The sequence below is a fragment of the Frigidibacter sp. SD6-1 genome, assembly GCF_030143255.1.
GTDB lineage: Bacteria > Pseudomonadota > Alphaproteobacteria > Rhodobacterales > Rhodobacteraceae > TMP-24.
The window spans coordinates 51,677-73,483 of sequence record NZ_JARJNR010000010.1 but is presented as its reverse complement, the minus strand read 5'-3'; the positions used below and the strand labels follow the sequence as shown (position 1 = coordinate 73,483).

Below are 21,807 nucleotides of genomic sequence, written 5' to 3'. Positions count from 1 at the left end.
AGTTAACGTTCCTATTTCTTGCCAACTTCGTACAAGCCCGCCGACTCCCAACGCAAGTGGAGTCGGCCATAAGGGCTTGTACTCAATGTAGAAAATCGCCCTACAGGGGCGATTTCCCGTCCTTTGTCCAATGGATCGCGCTTCGCGCTCATTGCACCACGCGATGCGGTCTCCGCATCGCGCATCACGTCTTTTGCGCCCCGTCTCTTGCCTCCCGTCGTTTGGAGCGCGCTATACGTCACCTGCATTCCGTCCGCAGCACATCGCCAAGCGCATCCCGACATTTGGATGGTGTGTGGTGCCCCGCGACGAATGCTGAAGGCGCCACGGCAGACGTCGCACGGTCATCGCACAACGCCGCCCTCTGCATGCCAAACGCGGGTCGCATCCCGACTTCTGCTTGACCCCTCCGCCTCATGCGTTTAGCGACACTTTGGCATTATCGTTGCGATTCACTATTTTTGTGGAGGATCAGAATGCCGAACGAAAATCTTGTGGTGATCGCAGCGATGGCCCGGAAAGGGGGCAGTGGAAAACGACGCTTTCGCGCGCCTTGATCAGCGCCGCGATCGCCGCCGGACGCAGAGTGATGTTGATCGACACGGACAGCACGAGAGTACTCGGGGCCTGGCATACCCGGGCGGAAGCCGGTGGGCTGAGTTCGCCGCTTCTCTGCTCGGCCATCGTCGAAAGCGTGGCGGGTGTCGAGGATCGGATCGATCAGGTCTACATGGCAGGCACGGCAGACTTCATCTTCATCGATACCGCAGGGGTCGGTGCCGAATGGTCAGACGGCATCGCGGTGCTTGCGGACCACATCGTGACGCCCGTCATGCTGTCGACGTCTGATTTCGATGTCGGCGCGCAGACGGCTGATTGGTTTGAGAAGCTGAAATCCCGTGTTGACGACCCCTCTAGCCTTCCGCGCCACCACGTCGTCCTCAACATGGTCGACCCGAAAACGACCCGTGCTGACGCCGCCCTGATTGAAGAAGCGCTCACCCGTTTTCCAGTAATTGAGACCGTCATGATGCGACGGAACACTTACAAGGAGATGGACCAGAAGGGGCTTCTCCACGCCTTGGCGCTGGAAAAGCAATCCGATCCGAACCCTCTGATGCGTCCACATGTACGCCATGTCGTCGAGGCGCTCGAGGAGGCAACGGACATCCTCAACAACATCCTTGCTGCGTGAGGACAGCCGATTGCGCAAGAAGATCCCGACCATCACCAGGCCCGACCCAGCCTACGCCGCCACCCTGCAACAGGGTGACCGCGAGATTCCCGGGAAGGAAGATGAGGCACAGGTCACAGCAACAAAGACAGGCACCCCGGCCGTTGACGCTGACGTTGACGCTGATCGGCACGAGTCAGAGTGTGTGCCGGAAGGTGCCGTGGCGCCGCACCAAGTCACCGCGGAAAGCTCTGACCCGCATACCAACCTGAATGCTCCCGTATCGACCGCGACCAAGAGCCCGACCCGCAAGATCGACATCAGGGTCAACGCACTCGAACGACAGGAAGCAGCGCTGGAGACTTGTGGTGTTGAGCCGGCGCATGTGGTGCGTGCCGCCCTGCGCCGTGCAGTCAAAGGCTGGCAACTGTCGCCGGTCTTCGCCCCAGTCGCGGAGGAGCGACGCACTCGCAACACACAGTGGCAGGCCCGGACATCTCTGGCTGTAAATGCGGCAAGCCTGGGTATGCTCCTCCGCGAACAAGACCCGCTCGACGTCTTGAGTAAATGGGCCCTGATCCGTGGCCAGGTGGAACCGCTCATCTGGGGCGAGATCGATGCGATCCTGGAAGAAATTGCCATTCGTGCTGCATCGCCGCATGAACCGAACGTGCCGTAAGATACCTATCTGAAAAGACAACTTGCATTTCGCCGGTGGATTTTTGCCCACCCGGGACGGTTCATCTTGCAGTTGCAGAAACCTAGTCCTAACACCGGCTAACAGGAATTTCAGACCTCAGTAGTGACGAGTTGCGAGGTCCATTTAGGAGGAACGCATTATGAACACGAAGCCCCGCCTGACTGGCGAACCGATCATGCGCATCCTCTGCAAGACATCTGAGAATCTGGTTGGCTACCTTTACCAATGGAACAATGGTGACGTGCAGCCTGCCTGGTTCGACGGCGCCATAGCGGACGTTCGCTATGAACCATTCATTCAAGCGCCGGAACAAAACCCCGCCGATCCGAAGGCCCCCAGACCGCGTCAGCAAGGTCTGACGCACCTTGAAAAGGCATAGTTCAAGGCCTCGCGTCGGTTTGTGGGTCACCCCATCCCGCAGGTCCTTTGAGCGATAGAGTTGACTTCTATGCCTCGGAAGTGGTCTAGATATGAGTTATAGAAAGGATGTCTATAACTCATGGCTTGGAACTGGACGCTGCCTGATTGGCCGGATTTCCGGTATGACGCCTCCGCTCTGGAGGCGTTCGAGCAGACATTTCTGCTGTCGTCCGGGGAAATCCTCGGCGCGGTCCATCATGTCAGCCAGCCGGAGCGCGAGCAACTCCGCATCGAACTGCTCAGCGAGGAAGCGATGCAGACGAGCGCCATCGAGGGTGAAATCCTCGATCGGCTCAGTGTCCAGTCTTCGCTGCGCCGCCATCTAGGCCTCGATCCAGACAGCTACCCTGCCAAACCGCGCGAACAGGGCGTCGCGGAAATGATGGTCGATGTCTATTCCAGTTTTGCAGAGCCGCTAACCCATGAGACATTGTACCGCTGGCATCGGATGCTCCTGTCCCATGACCGTCGGTTGGAAACCATCGGGGCCTACCGACGCCACGCCGAGGCGATGCAAATCGTTTCCGGCCGCCTCGACCGGCCCACGATCCATTTCGAAGCGCCTCCCTCAGAGCGTGTCATGCCTGAGATGGAGCGATACGCGGATTGGTTCAACAAGACCGGGCCGGGGGGAGCAGAGCCGCTTCCAGCGCTGACGCGCGCAGGGCTAAGCCACCTCTATTTCGAGAGCATCCACCCATTCGAAGACGGCAACGGCCGCCTGGGTCGCGCCCTCGCTGAAAAGTCGCTGGCGCAGAACATTGGCCAGCCGACCCTCATCTCGCTCGCCTTCACCATCGAGAAGGAGCGCAAGGCATACTACGACCAGCTCGAGCAGCATCAAAAAACGCTTCAAGTGACCGATTGGCTCGTCTGGTTCGCGGAAGTTGTCTTGAAGGCCCAACAGGCAACACTCGACCGCGTCGGCTTCTTCATCAGCAAGGCACACTTCTACGATCGTCACAGGGACCAGTTGAACGAACGCCAGGCCAAGGCCATCGCTCGAATGTTCCGGGAAGGCCCTGGCGGTTTCAAAGGCGGCCTCAGCGCCGACAACTATCTCAAAATCACCGGAACTTCACGCGCAACCGCAACCCGCGATCTGCAGGACCTGGTCGAGAAAGGTGCGCTCAGCCGAACCGGTGAGCGACGCCATACGAGGTACTGGTTGAACCTAAGTGGGAGGACGTGAATGGTTGGTAGAAAGCCTGGGAGGTTCACTATCGGCAGATTCGGCATGACGCTCAGTGCCCAGATTGGATGTTCCCTCTTTGTGCCAATCAGCGTAGAGTGGCCGTCAAAAAGGATTGGGCAGGATGGCACAAAAATCTGAAATCGAGTGGACGGACGCGACGTGGAACCCTGTCACCGGCTGCACAAAAATCGGCCCGGGCTGCGACAACTGCTATGCAGAAAGATTTGCGGAGCGGTGGCGTGGTATCGAGGGGCATCCTTATGAGCAAGGCTTTGATCTACGTCTCTGGCCCTCACGCCTTGACCAACCGGCTCGTTGGAAGAAGCCGCGTATGATTTTTGTCAACTCAATGAGCGATCTATTTCACAAAGATATCCCGATCAGTCACATCGATGCCGTTTTTGACGCGATGGAGAAGGCTAATTGGCATGTGTATCAGGTTCTTACCAAACGCTCGTCGCTGATGCGAAACTACGTAAGAAAGAGATATTCTGGAGAAAAAGTCCCTTCACACATCTGGCTCGGCGTGTCCGTCGAGGACAGCGCACACAAAAGCCGCATCGAACACCTGCGCCAAATCAATTCAGAAGCGCGATTTATTTCGTTTGAACCACTACTCGGGCGGATCGGGAACGTCGATCTGAGCGGCATAGCATGGGCAATTGTCGGGGGTGAAAGCGGCCCAAAGGCGAGGCCGATGGAACCGTCATGGGCAACGGAATTGCGCATTGCATGTGAAAAATATGAAGTCGCATTCTTCTTCAAGCAGTGGGGGGGCGCCCGGCCAAAGTCTGGCGGACGGCTTCTCGAAGGAGCGGAGTGGAACGGCTTTCCATGGCAGATCGTACCCAAAGAAATAATGGCAGAGTTGACGAGTTAGGAACGGGATGGCGACGAACTTCATCTGGGGACCCGATGGCAGTCTCCCGCGAATTGAAGAACACACTAAGCGTAAGCTCGATGTCCTCAAGAACTATCTTGATGTCTATTTCGACACAGTGGTTCGTAACCCAGCACAAGATCGTTTGAATATTACTCTTGTGGACGGGTTCAGTGGGGGTGGCGCATATTCCGATGGAAACGGGACGAGAGCTGGGAGCCCGCTTGTTCTCCTCAATGCTGTTGAAGAGGCGTCCGTAAGACTGAACGAAGGTCGCGCAAAGCCTTTGGAAATCAACGCACGCTTTATCTTTGTGGATGACGAACGCGAGCATGTGGCCGCCCTTAAGAGGGAGCTGCGCGGGCGAGGATACAAAGAGAACGATCCGCAGATATCTGTATTAGAAGGAAAGTTTGTCGAACACTTGCCAACAATCATGGCTGAGATCACGCAGACTCAGCGCAAAGGCCGATCGATTTTCTTTTTGGATCAGTTTGGCTACTCCGACGTGCCAATGTCAGCGATACAGACGATCTTTTCTGCCCTTGATAGAGCAGAGGTCGTACTCAATTTCGCCATTGATAGCCTCTTGAACTACCTCCAGGACGCTTCGGCAGAGCTTCCCCTCTACCAGCAGTTTGGCATCGACTCCCGCTTCATCGCTGATTGGAGACAGCGAAAAGATGAACATATGGGCCGCGCACTGACACAGCGCGCGCTCATGGCACACATTCATGCAAAAAGTGGTGCCAAGTTTTTCACTCCATTCATGCTGTGGTCGCGCACAGATAACCGATGGATGATGCTTGCACACCTATCGCAACACCAAGCTGCCCGCGACAAGATGCTTAGTGTGCACTGGCAGGAACAGAACAGCTTCACCCACATTGGTTCGGGAAGCTTATTTTCTTTGGGGTATGATACGCGACTGATCGAAAGTTGCGACTCGCTCTTCAACTTTTCAGAGATTGATCGAACCAAGTTGAATACGGAGCTTGTAAACGCCCTGCCAGCCGAAGTTCACCAAATCATGGAAAATGGGCAGTTGGACGTCGCACGCCTGTTGGATGAGATTGGCAACCGAACAGCAGGCACCAACGACGACATTTTTCAGGTACTCTCCGAATTGGCACAAGCGCGTGAGCTAGAGGTTTTATCGGCCAACGGGACGCCGAAAAGGGCTGGAACGCGTATTTCCATCAAAGATCGACTTATCAGACCTAGCCAACCGACCTTATTTTTCCCGTCGCGCTGGTAGCCCGCCGCGCCTTTACCTGGTCAAACCTTCGCAACGATTTCTTGGGATTGAACGTTATACTCAAACAGATGAAGGCGCCCTTCTTCGATCAGTTTCGCCGCTCGGCCGACATGGTCCGGTAAGACGTAGAACCATTCCTTGGGGTAAACTTTCTTCCCGAAACGATCAGTCACATAGAGCTCGGCCGGCCTGGCCGCAGCGAAGAAGCGATGAAGAAGATTCTCGACTTTGCGGCGGGACAGGTTTTGCAGTTCATAGGTCGCGACGATGTCCACGGGAGCCAGCAAGAACGTGGGATCGTTCCGGGCATCTGCAATTCGGCGCGCGACATCCTGACTGGTCACACCGATCTTATGCAGGATCATTCGCTCCGCCCTGATCGCAGGATCCTCCGAGCGTGACCGAGCGACGTAAATGGTCCCGGAAAGTTCGAGCTGATCCGTTTCCCAGTCTGGATCGAGGGGTCCAAGCCCTACCTTCTGGACCATACGGGCCGTTTTATCATCGTTGAGCGACTTGCGGAACGAAGACATGAGAGGATCACTCTCCATGCCGTTGGAAAAGATGACCCGAAGTCTGTGGTCACGAGAGCCGCCTCGCGCGGACATTTCGGATTTCTCAGCTATCATCGCGAGAAGCCCGTTGCGGATAAAGAAATCGCCTTCTATGGGCTCAATCACGGACCATTTCTTTACTGGCAACGCTTGGCGATCGCCCGCCTCCAAGGCCTGCTGTACCGCTGCAAAACGCTCTGCAAACTGCTCGAAGTCGCTACAGGGAACAAATTCCGCCCGATGATCGGGCAAATGTCGGTCTGCGGCAGGCGTCGTATGTTTCAAGTTGATCAGTGACAGATCCACCGAAAGTTCGTCGTCATCGAAGATGTCATCGAGGCTGGCAGGCACTTCAGAACCCTGTGGCTCATCTCGCCAAGATTTCAACACTTGCGCAGGTTTGTCGTCCAGGAGCCCAAACCGATCCTCCAACTGCATCTGGTCTGTCGGCGCAGACTTGATCGATGCCCAGATCGAACCGAGCCGCATCTCGTCATGGTCCACCGCATCAGGATCAGGAACGCGCCCGTGTTTCTCAAAGAACGCTGAGACTTCTCTCAGCGCGCCCGCCCCTTGGTCGGAGGCTACTGGGGCGCGGCTGCCGCGCAGCCTAACATCCAACAGGCCGAATTCATCGTCTTCCGAAAATATGTCCTCCAAGCTCGGCCGCGTCATTGCATCGCGCCCTCTCGCAGCCGCTTCGCCTTCTCAGCTTTCAGCCAGGCCAGCGCCTCTGCCATCCGCTTCTCCAGGGGATCGGCGGAATGAACATTCGGCTCACGTCCTTCACTGGCCCGGAACGCCTTGATCCTCGGCCAGAGGGTTCGAGCCTCGTCGCCGGTCATGTTGACCCGCAACGCAACCATCGCCGATTGGACATGTGCCAAAAGCTCTGAGTTCAAAGACTTCGATGCGACCTCGAACCGTTCACGAAACGTGTTCACGCTATCGATCAGCTCAACATCAATGTCGCGGACGTTGATGAATTTTTTGACCATCTGCAGCAGCGTATTGGGGGCGCTGTCTCCGAGGTCATCCCCATCGTCGTCAGAAGCGTCCACCTTGCCGGGGCTTCCGATCAAAGGTGACTGCCCTTCAGCGAAGCCACGCTCAGCTTCTCGCCGAGCCAAAGTGAGCACGTTCATATGCGCCGCAAGGTGTTGCCGGACAGACTCTGCCTCTTCTTCATCTAGGGTCTCGTATCTACGCTCGATGATGTCCGTCAGAACCATTTGCGTGGCGACCTCTGGCGCTGTGTCCGGAGAAAGGACCCGTCTATCCATTTCCTGGTAAGCGGTGGCCATCAAGTCGTGCATGTCCTTCTCGCAAATTTCCCTAGCACGATCAGTGGGTGGCTCAATCAGTCCCCTGATACCGATGGTGACGTTGCCTTCGGCGTCAGTGCCGACTGGGGCACGCACGTCGCCATCCTCGCGCCGATAGAATTTGAAGTTGGGTGCCAACACCTGCTCCATGAGCAGAGAACCAGAAATGGCCTTCAGCATATCGTTGACCGCGTCTGTCACAACGCCAGTTTCCACACCCGGCTCGGCAACCAGGTTGGTGAAGAGCGCACGCGGCTTACCCGGGGCATCGCGGGTGGCTCTCCCGATAATCTGCACGATTTCGGTAAGCGATGACCGGTAGCCTATCGTCAGGGCATGTTCACACCAAACCCAGTCGAACCCTTCTTTCGCCATACCAAGCGCAACTATGATGTCGACCTTCTCGCGGTCCGCCGTATCGTCTCGACGACCATCAGCGCCTTTGATCTCTCGCGAAAGCGCAGATTTAACGATGTCGCGGCCTGGTCCGTCATCAACCAGATCGGCGATTTTCAGAATCTGCCCATCTGGCCTGCGGACAAGATCAAATCCGGTCTCAGGATCGCGACCTTCATGGACACCCAAGAGGTCGAGAATCTTCCCGACTTCGTTGTACTTGTCGTCGAATGCCTCGGACGACCCCCGGTGAGGAATGTGGATGATCGTCTTCTGGTCAGGGTTCAGCACCCCTGGCAATCCGTTGACGTAATTGCCCTTGTAGAACTCGTAGTTGATCCCGAGTGCCTTGAGAAATTCGTAGCCTTCCAGCTGCTCGTAGTAGCTGTAGGTGATCTTGGTGAACCGATCCTCATCCTCTGGCCGCAACACCGGATCCGCATCCCCGCGGAAATAGCTGCCGGTCATTGCCATCACATGGCATTCCGCTCGGGAAATCAGACTGCGCAGGATCACGCCCAGCCGGTTGTTGTCGGAGGCAGAGACATGGTGGAATTCGTCAATGGCTATGAAGCAATTGTCAAAAGCCTCAATACCCGCAGTTCTTGCCACCTCATCGAAACCGAAGCGAAATGTGGCATGGGTGCAGACCAGCACCTTGGCATCGCTTTCCAGGAACGCCTGAAACGCCTTGACCTTCTGCTTGTCTGCGTCCTCGCCCGTTAAACAGAGGTTCCAGCGATCCTCGACGTCCCAGTCCGCCTCAAACCCGTAGCGGGTCAGATCCGTCGAGCGGAATGACCCGCCAATCGATGTCTCGGGGACGCAAACGATCGTCTTTTCCAGCCCCTGATGAAGCATCTTGTCGAGAGCGACGAACATGAGCGCGCGGCTTTTGCCAGCGGCCGGCGGCGCTTTGAGCAAAAGGAACTGCGCCGCTCGTGCGGCATAGGCGCGGGCTTGCATCGGGCGTTGGCCCAACTTGTTGGTTGTCGAGTTGGAGCGCCCATAGGTAACGTTCACCATTTCAACCATGTCATTCTCCCTTCGGGCGCGCGTTGATAATCTGGTTCACACGGCATCGGGTTGCTACCCATGCCTCTAGGTCCGGAGAGGACCACGCGATCAGCTTTAACGCGTCTTGGTACTTCGATGATGGGCCTTTGTCGAAGATCGCATTGTGGTGCGCGATGCGGTTACGCCAGCGGCGCACGCTTTCGATCAAGTCGTGCAAGTCTTCCAGCTTGGCGTCCCATGGAGCGTGCTTGAACACCCGCTGAAACCCTTTCGGGAACAGATAACGCTGGAACCGCTTGGTCGTCAGGTGCTCCCAAAACCCGAAAGACAAAGCCGAAACCATGTGGTGGGCGTCCATGACGTCACCGTGTTGATCGGTCTCATCAGCGATCGCGTTGTCGAGGTCCTTCCTGCGAACAGGGTCCAGGATCTTGAGAAACGTTGGGTTTTCGAACCATCGCTGGTCACGGAACGTTAGCGCGTTGTGTATGCTGTTCCGGCAGGTCACTTCGGCCATATGCAATGCAAAGTGAAATGCCTCGGACAGGTCGCAGTTCCAGAGGTAGATGTCCTCGCGCGCTACCCCGGCATCACCGGCCGCAGGGGCGTATCGCTGAAGTCTTCGGTCGCTCAGGCAGTCGGTTAACAGCTTCTGAACCCTAAGATCGGTCAGAGTTTGAACTTGATCCGTGGCCACATCGGCGCTATCTATTGCTTCGTGAGACGCGGTGAGGTTGCCTTTAGGTGCTTCGGCAGGCTTCTGGCCCCTCCCGTGGACAAGATCATGAGGCGGGCCTTCGGGCGCCGCCTCGCTTGTTTTTTGGGGTGTCGTTTGCCCGCTCATGCCTTCGCGCCCTTCTTATCCTGCGATTTCACCTTGGCGGCATAGAGCTTGAAGAGCTTTTCAAGCCGCTCGGTGTCGTTGCGGAAGGGGCGGCCGATATACATCGTCTCCAAGAGATCATCGTTTTCGCGGTGCACGGCGCGCAGGTCGTCGGGCATTTTGTCGGGGTCGTAAAGCTCGGCGATGGTCTTGGGGAAATGCGAGTAGCGGCACTTGAGGATGCGCCGCGCAGAGGCGGATAGCTCGGCCAGTTGATCCTCGCTGAACTTTGGAACGGGGAAGGTATTCCACCCGAGGGTGTTGGAGTAGCGGAAATCGGACTTCAGCTTGCCGCAGACCGTGGCGATCCAGACGAGATGCAGGCGCGAGGCGATTAGGGCGATGCACCATTCAGGGGCGTCGTAGAGCACCTGGTTGAGGTTAGAGGCAATCACATCGGCCCCAACCCGCTCAACGGGCAAATAAGGGCGGCGTTCGGAAGTCACGCTGGGAACAAGGATGGCATGGCGTTCAGGCGCAACATGCTCACGGAATTGATGTGGCCGCTCTGCAAGTTCAATGCCGCCCTTATCCGTCATTTTTAGACGGGCCTCTCTAGTCGCCTCGATACGAAGGGCGACAGGTGGAATGGCCATGGCATCCGGCAAGTCGGGATCTGAAATCCAAAGGCAATGGCGTTCTATGCCCTTCACAACCTCCTGCGACCCCATGAAACGCCGAATGAACTTCGACGCCTCAGGTGCTTCGGCCAGCATTTTCTCTTTCTCATCTGGGAGCAGTAACAGATTTCCAGCATCATATGGCATGCAGCCAAAATTCATCTCGGGTAGCCCGAAAAGTCCTTTGCTCGATCCAGATACGAATACGTTTTGATCATTTAGCAGATACGAATTGATGTTTGCGGCTTCCTCGAAAACACCTTCGTCGAAAATGCGCTTTGTAGCATTGGATTTGTTTCGCATTCCGACGACTACGCAAATGACTGCGGCATTTGCCGATGCATTGTTGCGCCACTTGAAGGATCGGTGCGCGAATCCGATTTCTACGCCGTCAGTCAAGATTTCGGGCCACAGGTTGGCTGCGGATGCCCCTTGGCAGATTGAATTGGTAGACACCAGAGCAGCACGAACATTGCGGCCACGCAGATAGACCGATGCCTTGAAGAACCACGCCGCCACGAAGTCAAACGCTCGGTAAGACTTTACCTTGCCCTTGAAGACATGGTCCATTCCGGCCTTGTGATCCGCGTCCTGCTGAGCCTTTCCAAGGAATGGCGGGTTGCCTGCGATGAATACTTCCTCTTCCTCGCCAGGGTGGGGGCAGACCTCCTCCCACTGGGTATAAAGGGAATCCCCACGCCGAATATGCGCCGCATCGTTCAAAGGCAGCGCGGCCGGACGCCGCCCAAACACCTCGGCAAAGCTGGCATTGGCCTGATACTCGGCAATGAACAGCGCGAGCTTGGCGGTCTCTGCCGCAAAATCCGCGATCTCGATCCCGTAAAAATTGCTGATCGGGATGGCCGAGAACATCTGCATCGAGCCTCGGCCGTTGAGTTCCTCCAGCCGCTGCAGGATGCGCGTCTCGCGCGCCCTGAGTTCGCGGTAAGACACGACCAGAAAGTTGCCCGATCCACACGCGGGGTCAAAGACTCGGATGCGCGACATGCGATCCAGCACCTGTTGCAACGCTTTCGCGCGGTCCCAGGCCTTGTGGATCTCGGAATCCAGATCATCAAGGAACAACGGCCCGATCACCTTCATGATGTTCGGGACCGAGGTATAGTGCATCCCCAGTTCCGAGCGTTGCTTAGGGTCGGCCACAGACTGGATCATCGATCCGAAGATGTCGGGGTTGATCTCACGCCAGTTCAGATCGCAGGCATCACGCAGATAGCGGAAGGCGATGGTGTCAAAGCGCGGCGCGTCGATGGTACCCGCGAACAGCCCGCCGTTGACGTATTCCAGTTCTCCGGTCCAAGCGGGCAGACCGCCGCGCTTGTCCTTGGGCAGGTTCATGGCGTTGAAGGCCGCGATGATGGTCTCGCGCGCCTCCTCACCCTTGTCGCCCGCATGGGTAAACAGAAGGCGCGAGAACTGGTTGTCCGGGAAGATGCCCACGTCCTCGGCGAACATGCAGAAGATGAGCCGCATCATCAGCTGGTTCATTTCGTGCCGACGCTCGTCGCTGCCCCAGTCTGGGTTGGCTTTTGTCAGCGCGTCATAGAGGCGGGCGAGTTTACCAGTTGCCTTGACGTCGACAGGGTTCTCTTCGACCGCGCGGTAGCGTTCTTTGCCCGCTGCAGGCAAGAAGAAGCCGAAATGATCACCAAGCTCGCTGAAGGTGCAATGCAGCGTATCGCCTGAAGCCGGGTGTTCCGCTGCAATGGTTTCGCCATCGGTCGCAATCAGGATCGCGGGCTTGGACGCCTTGGTCTTCTTTGAAGCGCGCAGTTGATCGAGGGTGACATCAGTCAGGCCCTTTAGTGCAGGTGCGTAGTGAAACTTCTTGTTGAACAGAACGCCGCCAGGAAGATCTGACTTGTTGGTCGAGCCATTGCGCAACTTCGAGATCGCCGCCTTGGCCGCGTCCGTCGCCTCGGCAAAAGCAAAGGGAAACTCATTCGGATCAAATGGCTTGGCCGCAATCTCGGCAAGGGCATCATAAATTTCAGTCGGGTTCATCAACAGGCCTCGGAATTCGTTACACTATTCGTAGTCAAAGAAGCTGCCGGAAACTACCGAAAATAAACGCGAAATACACGCCTGGCGAAATCTCTTTGACCGGATTTCAATCGATCTTCTGCCCGGCGGCCGCTCGATACCCTCGCCGCGTCTTGTTCGCTGCAAGCTTCATGAGTGCAGTGACTGCTCTGCCCTCGTCTGGGTGCTGTTCGATCAGCATCTGCCCTCGCATCCCGATCCGGCCCCATTCCCGCACAAGGCATGCGCCGCCAAACAGGTCCGGCTGAACGCTCATTCGATAGAAGCGCCGCATGTTGAGAGACGGGTCGATCCGCTTGAGATCGACCGTCGTCGGGAACACTTCCATTTGCTGCGATATGTCGAACATGTTGTTTGCGCCTCTCTCCAAACCACAATATCAAGCGCTCTTCGACGTTTCCACAATGTTCTATCCCGAAAAGAAAGAGGGGGCTCACGCCCCCTTCTCGAACTTCATGACCGGGATGCCAAGCTTCTTGGCCTTGTCGGCGAGGTTTTCCTGGATACCGGTTCCGGGGAAGACAAGGACCCCGACCGGGAGCACATCCAGCATCGCGTCGTTGCGCTTGAAGGGCGCGGCCTTGGCGTGCTTGGTCCAGTCGGGCTTGAAGGTCACCTGCGTCACGCCCCGGGCTTCGGCCCATTTGGCGGCGATGAGCTCTGCGCCCTTCGGGCTGCCACCGTGCAGGAGGACCATGTCGGGATACTTGGTCCGGACCTGGTCGAGCTTGCCCCAGATCAGGCGATGATCGTTGAAGTCGGTCCCGCCGGTGAGGGCAACCTTGGGGCCTGCCGGCAGCATCACCTCGGTCTCTACGCGGCGCTTGGCGGCGAGGAAGTCGCGGCTGTCAATCAGTGCGGCTGTCATGTGCTGGCGATTCACCATCGAACCGGTGCGGGGGCGCCAGGTGGAACCCGTGTGATGGACGAACTCGGTGGCGGCGTGATCGCGCATCATGTCCATGCAGTTGCGCCGTTCGATCAGGGTCAGGCCTTCTGCTGTCAGGCGCTCGAGTTCGGTGGATTTCACCTCGGAGCCGTCCTGCTCGCGCTGGAGGCGGCGCTGCGCCTGCTCGTTCTCGTCGAGCGACCGCTCGATCCGGGCCGTGGCGCGGTGGAAGAGGTTGACCTGGCCCCAGAGCACCTCTTCGAGGTCGGGTTCCATGCGGGTGTCTTCCAGGGTCGCGACAAGGGCGTCGAAGATGTCCGCGACGGCGACCGCGAGGCGCTGCCCATCGGGCATCGGGCGCGGATCGGGCTCGTCGAAGGGGCGGTAGCCATAGAGCTGCAGCTCGTCGAGCGCATGGGCGGTCTGGGATGCGGTGTGGGCGGGTTCGTACGCGTCGTCGTGGGTGTGGATCGTCATCGGTTTCTTGCCTCCGGGCCTGTCTCGTCCGCGCGTCATCCCGCGCGGCCTTCATGGGCGTAGAGCGCCGTCACGGGGGCCGCCCCTTCACCCCCTTTTCAGGGCCGGAACGCATGTGGAGGAGGACGGGGGGCGGCTGATTTGCTTCGCGATGCAAAGGCGGGGCTTGTCCCCGCCGGCGGAAATCAGTCGCCCCCCGTCCTTGAAGGGGCGTCCCCTTTGACGGCCGCCTGCCCATCTCTTGAAGGCCGCTCGGGGGACGGGTGGATGAGATTGCCCGGGAAGAGGCAAAGGTGACGGTCAAAAGCCACAACAGGAATGCAGACCCTGCCCTGCTGTTCCTTGCCCGCCCCTGCGCGACGCTGCTCAGCCGAACAGGCGCTGCCGATCCTCGGGCCCGATCTGACCTGCCAGATGCTGGCGCAGCGCCTCTTTGCCGGTCGCCCGGAGATCATCGTTGAAATCCCCGAGCCGCGGTTCCAGCACCCGCACGGAAATGCCGACCCCGGTTGCTCTGGCGCTCAACCTCTCTGCCGCGCCGCGCCCCGCCGGATCGCGGTCGATGGCGATGTAGAGGCGCTGCAGCTCCTCCGGCAGCAGGACCGCCCCGAGGTGACCCGACGAGAGCGCGGCCCAGACGGGAAGGCCGGGCACTGCCTCGATCAGGGACAGCATGGTCTCGATGCCCTCGCCGACCACGAGGATGTCGTCATGCGGGGTCAGTCTGACGGCATTGCCGAGGAGGTGACCCATGGCACGCCGCTGCGTCTCGACCCGCGCCTTCCCCTGTCCGTCAGGCGCAAGCCAGGTGCGATGCACGCCCTGCAAGGCCCCTGCCCCATCGGTGACCGCGGCGATCAGTGCTGGTCTGGGGGTGCTCTTGGTTTGGCCCTCCTCCCGATGCCAGCACTTCGGGTGGAAGCGCAGGGCGTTCATCCTGCCGCCTTGGGTCAGGCCGCGGGAGCGGAAGTAGGAGTCAGCAAGCGTCCCTGCGACCGGCATCGAGGCTGCGAACAGACGCGCCGCCGCCACTGTCGTGCCAGCGGGAGCCTTCGCCTTCTTCGGCATGGGCGCATCCGGGAGAACCGGCTGCGGACGGCCAAGATGTGCTCGGGCCTCGGCCAGAAGATCGGGAAAGCGGGAGATCCCGGTCCGCTCGCGGATGATGTCGAGAAGATCACCATGCAGTCCGACCGCCGCATCCTGCCATTTTCCGCGCGCGCCCGGCCCTGACGCGGGTCCGGTCAGCCGCACGAAAAGCGACCGGCCGGGGTTGTTCTGCAGGTCGCCCACGATCCAGTAGGATCCTTCCCGCCGTCCGGCGGGAAGGTAAGCGCGACAGACGCTCTCAGCATTCTCCGCCAGAGCGCGGATCACATCTTCAGTCTCGGAATACATGGGTCAACACCCTCCGCGTGCATGTAGTCCCGTCACAGGACAACGTGCAAGCAGACGATCCAGCACGACGATGCCGCCCGAGTCCGTCGGGCAGAAGAGGCGCAGCTTCCAGCTGATGATCTCCGAAAAGAAGCCATCCGCCTTCAGCCGGTCCTTGGCCGCTTCCGTGAAGCCGGAAAGCTCGATCCGGTTCACGCCCATGACGCGGGAGCGATGCAACTCCATCCCCTCGGTAAGGCGGACCACGGTCTTGCCCTCGAGAACGAGGGCATGGACTTGGGCCGCCGTGAGTTGCGGCGCGTCATTGGCCAGCGTGGTCGCGACCCAGGCGGGCGAGACGCGGCGACCGATGATGCGCTGACCGTCATCCGTCTGCAGCCGGTAGACGCGGGTTTCGTCCTGCGGGAGCTGCTTCCAGATCGGCAACAGGAGGCCTGCAACGATGTGGAGGGTGGACTCGCTGAACTCCGGCACCTCGGCCAGTTCCGCGGTCCAGGCAGCGACGAAGGCCGCGCGGTCGGCTTCCAGCCAGTGGGTGTCGTCCATGATCTTGGCCGGAACCGTGCTCGCCTCGGTCGGCCGGATCAGACGCAGCCGCGGCTCGATGGTACCGTCGTCCAGCATCAGACTGGTCGCGGGCACCTGCACCGCAGCCCGGCCGGAGCGGCTGTTGACCAGAAGGCGGGCCTTCGGGTCATCGAGCCAGTCGAGAGCATCGGCAAGCGAGGTCGGCGTGTTGCGGCGCTTTTCTGCGATGGTGAGGAGCTGGGTTTCCGCTCCGGAGCCGGGATGGGTGTAGATCACGCGCGCATCCGTGACACGGAAGCTTTCGGCACGTAGCGTCTCGAGACCAAGGTCATAGACCCCTGCGGCGATAGCGCCCTCGATCCGTTGATCGAGCAATTCCTCGAAGGCCGAGAAGAGCACGGCCTGCATGTCGATCGTCAGCGCCAGCAGGCGATTGAGAAAGGTGGTGATCGGGGGCAGGTCTTCTTTCAGACCGTTGTCATCCGTCAGGCTCAGGCCGGTGGCGTCCTCGAAGGCACCGAGCGAACAGCCCGCCACATCGCCGCGATAGATCCGGCGGTAAAGCTGGCGCAGCGCGTCTCGGGCATAGGGCGACTCGAGGTTGTCCTCCGGCCGAAACAGCCCCTGCCCGCCCGTCTGGCGCTGGCCGCGCGTAATGGCCCCGAGCGTGTCGAGGCGGCGGGCGATGGTCGACAGGAACCGCTTCTCCGCCTTAACATCCGTGGCCACCGGCCGGAAGAGCGGCGGCTGCGCCTGATTGGTGCGGTTGGTGCGCCCGAGGCCTTGGATGGCTGCATCTGCCTTCCAGCCGGGTTCCAGAAGATAATGCACCCGCAGGCGCTGGTTCTTGGCCCCGAGATCGGCGTGGTAGCTCCGACCCGTGCCGCCAGCATCTGAGAAGATCAGGATGCGTTTCTGGTCTTCCATGAAGGCGGCAGTTTCCGAGAGGTTGGCCGAGCCCGCCCGGCTGTCCACGACGAGCCGAGCAGCAGGACCCTCGCCTTTGCGCACGATGCGGCGCGAGCGGCCCGTGACCTCGGCCACGAGGTCGGTGCCGAAGCGCTGCACGATCTGGTCAAGCGCCCCCGGCACCGGCGGCAGCGACGCCAGCCTTTCGATCAGCGCGTCGCGCCGGCGCGCAGCCTCGCGGCATTCGACTGGCTGGCCGTCGCGAACAACGGGCCGGGACGACAAATTTCCCTCGCTGTCAGTGAAGGGCTCGTAGAGCTGCACCGGGAAGGAATGGGCGAGGTAGTCCAGGACGTACTCGCGCGGGGTGATGTCGACGCGGATGTCGTTCCATTCGTCGGTGGGGATGTCCGACAGGCGGCGCTCCATCAGCGCCTCGCCGGTCGAGACGATTTGGATGACGGCTGCGTGGCCTGCCGAGAGATCGGCATCGATGCTCGCGATCAGCGTGGGGGTCTTCATGCTGGTGAGCAGATGCCCGAAGAAGCGCTGCTTGGCAGACTCGAAGGCCGAGCGCGCGGCGGACTTGGCCTGGCGGTTCAGTGTGCCGCTGTCGCCCGTGATATTGGCCGCATCCATCGCGGCCGCGAGATTGTTGTGGATGATGGCGAAGGCCCCGGCATAGGCATCATAGATGCCGCGCTGCTCAGGGGTCAGCGCATGTTCCAGCATCTCGTATTCGACGCCATCGTAGGACAGCGACCGGGCCGTGTAGAGGCCCAAGGACCGCAGGTCGCAGGCGAGGACTTCCATCGCGGCGACGCCGCCAGCCTCGATGGCCTCGACAAATTCGGCGCGGGTCGCGAAGGGAAAGTCCTCCCCGCCCCAGAGCCCGAGGCGCTGCGCATAGGCGAGGTTGTGGACCGTCGTGGCTCCCGTGGCCGAGACATAGACCACGCGGGCATTGGGCAGCTTGTGCTGCAGGCGCAGGCCCGCCCTGCCCTGCTGCGAAGCTTCCGTGTCACCGCGCTCGCCCTTGGACCCTGCAGCGTTGGCCATGGCATGGCTTTCGTCAAAGAGGATCACGCCGTCGAAATCCGCCCCCAGCCAGTCGACGATCTGGTCGACGCGGGATTTCTTGGCGCCCCGCTCCTCGGATCGCAGCGTCGCATAGGTGGTGAACAGGATACCCTCAGCGAGCGGGATGTCGCGGCCTTGCGCGAAGCGCGACAAGGGTGTCACCAGCAGCCGCTCTTGGCCAAGGGCAGACCAGTCGCGCTGCGCGTCCTCGAGAAGCTTGTCGCTCTTCGAGATCCAGAGCGCCTTGCGGCGGCCTTGGTACCAGTTGTCGAGCAGGATGCCTGCTGACTGGCGGCCCTTGCCCGCACCGGTGCCGTCGCCAAGGAAGAAGCCGCGGCGGAAGCGGACAGCGTCTGCGGCATCGTCGGGCGCGGCAGACACCGTGTCGCCGGTCTCATCGACGGTCCAAGACCCCGCGAGATAGGCGTCATGCGCCTCACCGGCATAGATCACGGTCTCAAGCTGCGCGTCGGACAGCAGGCCGTCGCGCAGGACGGCGGCGGGGAGTTTCGGGCGGTAGGAGGGTTTCGGGGGCGCAACGGACGCCATGGCCGCGGATTGCACAAGCTTGGTCGGGTGTGGAGCGGCACCGGGAATGTCGATCGCCTGCAGCCGAAAGATCTCGTAGATCTCGTCAGAAAGGCGCGCGGAGCCGAGGCCGTCCTCCGTCTCGCGCAGCGTGTAGGCGAGGTCCTCGGCATCGGGCGTGGTGACATGCGCATCCGTCTTGGCCGACGCCGTTGACCGCTGGGGTCGAGCGGCAGGGCCGGAGGCACGGGAAGGAATTCCCCGGAAAGAGGAAATGGGCCGGGAACATGCGCCCACACCCGCATCCAACTCGACGCGTGGCGGGACCTCGGCGGTGATCCGGGCAAGGAGGTGGGCCACATCGGGCGAGATGGACCGTGCCAGATCGGCGGTGATGCCACCCTGCTCGCCGCCCCGGCATTTGTCGAAGACCGAGATCCGCGTCTCGAAGCTAGTGCCGTGCTTGGCGAAAGCAGCGCCCGACACAGCGCCGGTGAAGACCAGATGGGCACTCTCGGTCAGGCGGCCGAATGTCTCTGCCCACGCAGGCGCATCGGGTGCGAAACCGGCTCCGGTGATTGCGACCAGACGCCCGCCGGGGGCGAGCCGGGCAAGCGCCGAGCGGAGGTGGCGCGCTGTCGCCTCTGTCGTCCGGCCATCGACATTCGCCACAACCGAAAACGGCGGGTTCATCAAGATGACGCTTGGGCGGACGCCCGCGTCGAGATGATCGTCGATCTGTGCTGCGTCGAATGTGGTGACGGGATGACCCGGAAAGAGAAGGCGCAGAAGGTCGGCGCGGGTGTCTGCCAACTCGTTCAGCGCGAGGCTGCCGCTGGCGATTTCCGCGAGGATCGCCAGAAGGCCGGTCCCGGCCGAAGGCTCGAGGACCAGGTCACGCCGGGTGATCTGCGCAGCAGTGAGCGCCGCGAGCCCCATGGGCAAGGGCGTCGAGAATTGCTGGAAGCGCTCCATCTCCTCCGAGCGGCGGGTGTGCGTCGGCAAGAGGCCGGCCACCTTGGAGAGGATCGGCAGCAGCGCCGCAGGCGAGCCGGCCCGGGCCAGCAGCGCGCGGCCGAACTTCCGCAGGAAGAGGACCAGCGCCACCTCGCCCGCCTCATAGGCAAGCTTCCAGTCCCAGCAACCATCGGCATCTGAGCCGCCAAAGGCGCGCTCCATCTCGAGCCGCAGACGCAGCGCGTCGATCTGGAAACCTTGGGTCAGATCGGGCTGCAACACTTCGGCGACGGCGAGGATCGCTGGCGCGAGATCGCGCGATGGAACGGGAACGGGAGGCGCAACGGGTGCGAGATAGGTCATCGGGAAGCTCCAGAATGAGGGACAGGATCAGGCCCGGACACCCTCTCTCGGGCACCCTCAGGCCTGATCTTCCCCCGCCCATCTCTCCCTCTCGAACCGACGCGCCCCAGAGCTTCGGCTTGATTTTGTTCCTGTTATGTTCTATATTCAGGGCCAAGCCAGCAAGGGAGTTTCCCGATGGACAGCACCACATACGCCTTGCCCGCGACGCCCAAGCAGATCGCCTATGCGCGCTCGCTCGCCCTGCGCAACCAGACCCTCCTGCTCTGGGAAGTTCAGCAGGACCGCCGGTCGCTCAGCGCCTGGATCGAGGCGCAGGCCCAGCTGAAGCCGGTATCCGACATGGACCGGCTGCCGACCTCGAAGCAGGTGGCCTTCGCGGAGAAGCTCGCCCGCATCAAGCGCCGCGCCGTTCCGGACGAATGCTTCCGCGACAAGGGGTTGATGTCGAAGTGGATCGACGGGAACAAGTGAGCACGGCACCGGCTAGCTCCGGCCTTCCGGAGCTTCTGCTATGCCGTGGCTTGGCAAACCGAGCGTAGTTGCCAACCTATAGATTGGCAGATTATCCCTTTGGGACATCAGCTTCGGTCAAGCTCCTGTCCGAAGGACCAAGGTCTGCTCCCGGCGGCACGCCGGGAGATACACCGCTGCGATCTTCGGCAACCACCGCAAGTCGTGGCCGTCGCTTAACCCAGCGTCTTCAGACTTTCCTCCACTTGGGCTAGTCCCTCAGTTCTTTGGAAATGTTGGCATTGGAGCGTCCATAACGCTGGAACATCGCATTCATCAAAGCAATTTATAGAGGTCTCTTGGGGCAGAGACGTCGTCGTCTTCAGCGCGTCCATGGGAAGCCCATAAGACCGGCAGACTCAGTCCATCGTTGGAAGCCATGTGTTTCGCCGGAATGACCTCTCTTTCGTCCGGCGATGTGCTGCTCGTAGTGCGTCCGTAGGTGACGGCGGACAGTCCAAAGCCTCGAATAACGCCGGATGGTCACATGGCTGCAAGATCGTCACGTCAGCGCTGTTGCCATTTGCCGATTCCATTTCTTCGGCCCCTCCAAAACGCATGCGCCGATACTCGTCAGCCGACAGCCGTAACCGAGTAGTGCGGTGTCCCATCCCAAACAAGATCCCAAGACGCGCCAGGCCGGACATTCTGGATGGCGTGGGGCTCGAAGCAGACGAGGCAATTCCCGCCCGGCGCGGCAGCTCGGACCGAGGGGTAGATCAGGCCACGCGATCCAGCCCGGCGCAGATGCTGGGCCAGGCTTTGGCCCTCGGGATATCCGACAGCCGGATCCGGATGCAGAGCCGGATGGCCCGGCTCGTCGGTCAGGTCGTCAAAGACGCCGATGAAGTCAGCCAGCAATTCCACATAGCGAGCGCTGTCATGGAAGCTGCCGGTAAAGCCGAGTTCGCGCGTGCGGTGCCAGGCCACTTCGCTGACGGACACCATCACATCCCATGCGCAATACCATGCGCCGCGCTCCTCTGTGTTGAAGCGATTTCCGCCGGCGCGGGTATAGGTGAAGGCGGCGTTGACATGACTGTCGCCATAAATACGCTGATCACGGCTGCGCCGCTGCCAGGCAAGCTCGCGCGGGTCCAGATGCGGGTTGCGGCCACGTTCCGCCAGAAGACGGCCGCTGGTCAGACCTTCGATCTCTGCGAGGATCTCCATCTCGTCATCGGTATCGACGAGACCACGCAGGGATGGCGGCTTGTGGTAAGTGGCGGGCAGGAGACGAACGAGACCGCGATCAGAAATCTCGGTCTGCTTCATGCCCCAACACGCAACGCATCGAGATAGGTCCGAACCGCGAGAATTTGCGGCAAGCCCCCGTCGATGGCGGTGTCAACCGGACGGCTTCCCCCAAAGAGCGGCCCCGTGTTCGGTCGGGTGAACCAGCTTCGCGCGAGCGGCTCGGAGAAGTAGAGTTCGAGCGACTTGTAGATGCCGATCACCGCACTGAGCCGCAGAAGCTGATCCTTGGTCAGTTCCCCCGCGAAATCCGGCTTCTTGGCGCGCTTCCACGTGCTTTCCGACATGTCGGCAAGGCCAGCCGCTTCCTTGAGGCTGAGACCCCAGGCATCGGCCACGCGCGCATAGGCCTTCAACGCAACGGCGTTGATCTGTGCGGGTTCCCGGATTTTCTCAGCAATGTACATGGCGCCCTCCATTGGCCT

At 60.4% G+C, this 21,807-nt stretch carries 17 protein-coding genes; 7 read left to right on the top strand and 10 right to left on the bottom strand.

Features of this window, described 5'->3' with window-relative positions; genetic code table 11:
• The first annotated feature begins 433 nt into the window (after positions 1 to 433).
• The 6 genes from P0645_RS16720 to P0645_RS16695 all read left to right on the top strand — a co-directional run bounded on the left by P0645_RS16720 (position 434) and on the right by P0645_RS16695 (position 5,627).
• On the top strand, positions 434 to 1,195 hold the full coding sequence (locus P0645_RS16720) for a nucleotide-binding protein (RefSeq protein ID WP_284165700.1): 762 nt from the start codon (positions 434 to 436) through the stop codon (positions 1,193 to 1,195).
• Positions 1,196 to 1,205: 10 nt separating this feature from the next.
• A complete protein-coding gene (locus P0645_RS16715) occupies positions 1,206 to 1,853 on the top strand; it encodes a hypothetical protein (protein WP_284165699.1) in 648 nt (215 codons plus the stop codon).
• Between the two features lie 160 nt (positions 1,854 to 2,013).
• Positions 2,014 to 2,253, top strand: a complete 240-nt coding sequence (locus P0645_RS16710) for a hypothetical protein (RefSeq protein ID WP_284165698.1) — start codon at positions 2,014 to 2,016, stop codon at positions 2,251 to 2,253.
• A 120-nt stretch (positions 2,254 to 2,373) separates the two neighbouring features.
• Positions 2,374 to 3,486: a Fic family protein gene (locus P0645_RS16705; protein ID WP_284165697.1), complete on the top strand. Its 1,113-nt coding sequence runs from the start codon at positions 2,374 to 2,376 to the stop codon at positions 3,484 to 3,486.
• 124 nt (positions 3,487 to 3,610) lie between these two features.
• Positions 3,611 to 4,369, top strand: a complete 759-nt coding sequence (locus P0645_RS16700) for a DUF5131 family protein (RefSeq protein WP_284165696.1) — start codon at positions 3,611 to 3,613, stop codon at positions 4,367 to 4,369.
• Between the two features lie 7 nt (positions 4,370 to 4,376).
• Complete coding sequence (locus P0645_RS16695; RefSeq protein WP_284165695.1) at positions 4,377 to 5,627, top strand: three-Cys-motif partner protein TcmP; 1,251 nt, start codon at positions 4,377 to 4,379, stop codon at positions 5,625 to 5,627.
• Between the two features lie 20 nt (positions 5,628 to 5,647).
• Here P0645_RS16695 and P0645_RS16690 read toward each other — a convergent pair whose 3' ends face one another.
• The 8 genes from P0645_RS16690 to P0645_RS16655 all read right to left on the bottom strand — a co-directional run bounded on the left by P0645_RS16690 (position 5,648) and on the right by P0645_RS16655 (position 19,615).
• On the bottom strand, positions 5,648 to 6,856 hold the full coding sequence (locus P0645_RS16690; RefSeq protein WP_284165694.1) for a GIY-YIG nuclease family protein: 1,209 nt from the start codon (positions 6,854 to 6,856) through the stop codon (positions 5,648 to 5,650).
• Entirely contained in the window at positions 6,853 to 8,937 is a 2,085-nt protein-coding gene (locus P0645_RS16685) for a DEAD/DEAH box helicase (protein ID WP_284165693.1), read from the bottom strand. The genes P0645_RS16690 and P0645_RS16685 overlap by 4 nt, the downstream gene beginning before the upstream one ends.
• 1 nt (position 8,938) lies before the next feature.
• Positions 8,939 to 9,763, bottom strand: coding sequence for an Abi family protein (locus P0645_RS16680; protein ID WP_284165692.1), 825 nt, complete (start codon positions 9,761 to 9,763; stop codon positions 8,939 to 8,941).
• On the bottom strand, positions 9,760 to 12,447 hold the full coding sequence (locus P0645_RS16675; RefSeq protein WP_284165691.1) for a class I SAM-dependent DNA methyltransferase: 2,688 nt from the start codon (positions 12,445 to 12,447) through the stop codon (positions 9,760 to 9,762). The genes P0645_RS16680 and P0645_RS16675 overlap by 4 nt, the downstream gene beginning before the upstream one ends.
• Positions 12,448 to 12,553: 106 nt before the next feature.
• Positions 12,554 to 12,835, bottom strand: a complete 282-nt coding sequence (locus tag P0645_RS16670; protein WP_284165690.1) for a WGR domain-containing protein — start codon at positions 12,833 to 12,835, stop codon at positions 12,554 to 12,556.
• 84 nt (positions 12,836 to 12,919) lie between these two features.
• On the bottom strand, positions 12,920 to 13,852 hold the full coding sequence (locus P0645_RS16665) for a DUF2493 domain-containing protein (protein WP_284165689.1): 933 nt from the start codon (positions 13,850 to 13,852) through the stop codon (positions 12,920 to 12,922).
• A 366-nt stretch (positions 13,853 to 14,218) separates the two neighbouring features.
• A complete protein-coding gene (locus P0645_RS16660) occupies positions 14,219 to 15,250 on the bottom strand; it encodes a DUF7146 domain-containing protein (protein ID WP_284165688.1) in 1,032 nt (343 codons plus the stop codon).
• Positions 15,251 to 15,253: 3 nt separating this feature from the next.
• Complete coding sequence (locus P0645_RS16655) at positions 15,254 to 19,615, bottom strand: strawberry notch family protein (RefSeq protein ID WP_284165687.1); 4,362 nt, start codon at positions 19,613 to 19,615, stop codon at positions 15,254 to 15,256.
• A gap of 177 nt (positions 19,616 to 19,792) precedes the next feature.
• On the opposite strand from P0645_RS16655, the gene P0645_RS16650 reads away from it, so the two are divergent.
• Positions 19,793 to 20,089 carry a hypothetical protein gene (locus tag P0645_RS16650; RefSeq protein WP_035714334.1) on the top strand — a complete coding sequence of 99 codons (297 nt, stop codon included), beginning with the start codon at positions 19,793 to 19,795 and terminating at the stop codon, positions 20,087 to 20,089.
• A gap of 612 nt (positions 20,090 to 20,701) precedes the next feature.
• On the opposite strand, the gene P0645_RS16645 is transcribed toward P0645_RS16650, so the two are convergent.
• Both P0645_RS16645 and P0645_RS16640 read right to left on the bottom strand, forming a co-directional pair.
• Positions 20,702 to 21,403 carry an RES family NAD+ phosphorylase gene (locus P0645_RS16645; RefSeq protein ID WP_035714335.1) on the bottom strand — a complete coding sequence of 234 codons (702 nt, stop codon included), beginning with the start codon at positions 21,401 to 21,403 and terminating at the stop codon, positions 20,702 to 20,704.
• Positions 21,400 to 21,801: an MbcA/ParS/Xre antitoxin family protein gene (locus P0645_RS16640; protein WP_284165686.1), complete on the bottom strand. Its 402-nt coding sequence runs from the start codon at positions 21,799 to 21,801 to the stop codon at positions 21,400 to 21,402. The genes P0645_RS16645 and P0645_RS16640 overlap by 4 nt, the downstream gene beginning before the upstream one ends.
• Positions 21,802 to 21,807: the final 6 nt, after the last annotated feature.

What these genes read in the sequence shown, in the direction of transcription:
- P0645_RS16710 (WP_284165698.1), top strand. Translation starts at nt 2,014, where the DNA reads ATGAACACGAAGCCCCGCCTGACTGGCGAACCGATCATGCGCATCCTC.
- P0645_RS16705 (WP_284165697.1), top strand. Translation starts at nt 2,374, where the DNA reads ATGGCTTGGAACTGGACGCTGCCTGATTGGCCGGATTTCCGGTATGAC.
- P0645_RS16700 (WP_284165696.1), top strand. Translation starts at nt 3,611, where the DNA reads ATGGCACAAAAATCTGAAATCGAGTGGACGGACGCGACGTGGAACCCT.
- P0645_RS16695 (WP_284165695.1), top strand. Translation starts at nt 4,377, where the DNA reads ATGGCGACGAACTTCATCTGGGGACCCGATGGCAGTCTCCCGCGAATT.
- P0645_RS16690 (WP_284165694.1), bottom strand. Translation starts at nt 6,856, where the DNA reads ATGACGCGGCCGAGCTTGGAGGACATATTTTCGGAAGACGATGAATTC.
- P0645_RS16685 (WP_284165693.1), bottom strand. Translation starts at nt 8,937, where the DNA reads ATGGTTGAAATGGTGAACGTTACCTATGGGCGCTCCAACTCGACAACC.
- P0645_RS16680 (WP_284165692.1), bottom strand. Translation starts at nt 9,763, where the DNA reads ATGAGCGGGCAAACGACACCCCAAAAAACAAGCGAGGCGGCGCCCGAA.
- P0645_RS16675 (WP_284165691.1), bottom strand. Translation starts at nt 12,447, where the DNA reads ATGAACCCGACTGAAATTTATGATGCCCTTGCCGAGATTGCGGCCAAG.
- P0645_RS16670 (WP_284165690.1), bottom strand. Translation starts at nt 12,835, where the DNA reads ATGTTCGACATATCGCAGCAAATGGAAGTGTTCCCGACGACGGTCGAT.
- P0645_RS16665 (WP_284165689.1), bottom strand. Translation starts at nt 13,852, where the DNA reads ATGACGATCCACACCCACGACGACGCGTACGAACCCGCCCACACCGCA.
- P0645_RS16660 (WP_284165688.1), bottom strand. Translation starts at nt 15,250, where the DNA reads ATGTATTCCGAGACTGAAGATGTGATCCGCGCTCTGGCGGAGAATGCT.
- P0645_RS16655 (WP_284165687.1), bottom strand. Translation starts at nt 19,615, where the DNA reads ATGACCTATCTCGCACCCGTTGCGCCTCCCGTTCCCGTTCCATCGCGC.
- P0645_RS16650 (WP_035714334.1), top strand. Translation starts at nt 19,793, where the DNA reads ATGGACAGCACCACATACGCCTTGCCCGCGACGCCCAAGCAGATCGCC.
- P0645_RS16645 (WP_035714335.1), bottom strand. Translation starts at nt 21,403, where the DNA reads ATGAAGCAGACCGAGATTTCTGATCGCGGTCTCGTTCGTCTCCTGCCC.
- P0645_RS16640 (WP_284165686.1), bottom strand. Translation starts at nt 21,801, where the DNA reads ATGGAGGGCGCCATGTACATTGCTGAGAAAATCCGGGAACCCGCACAG.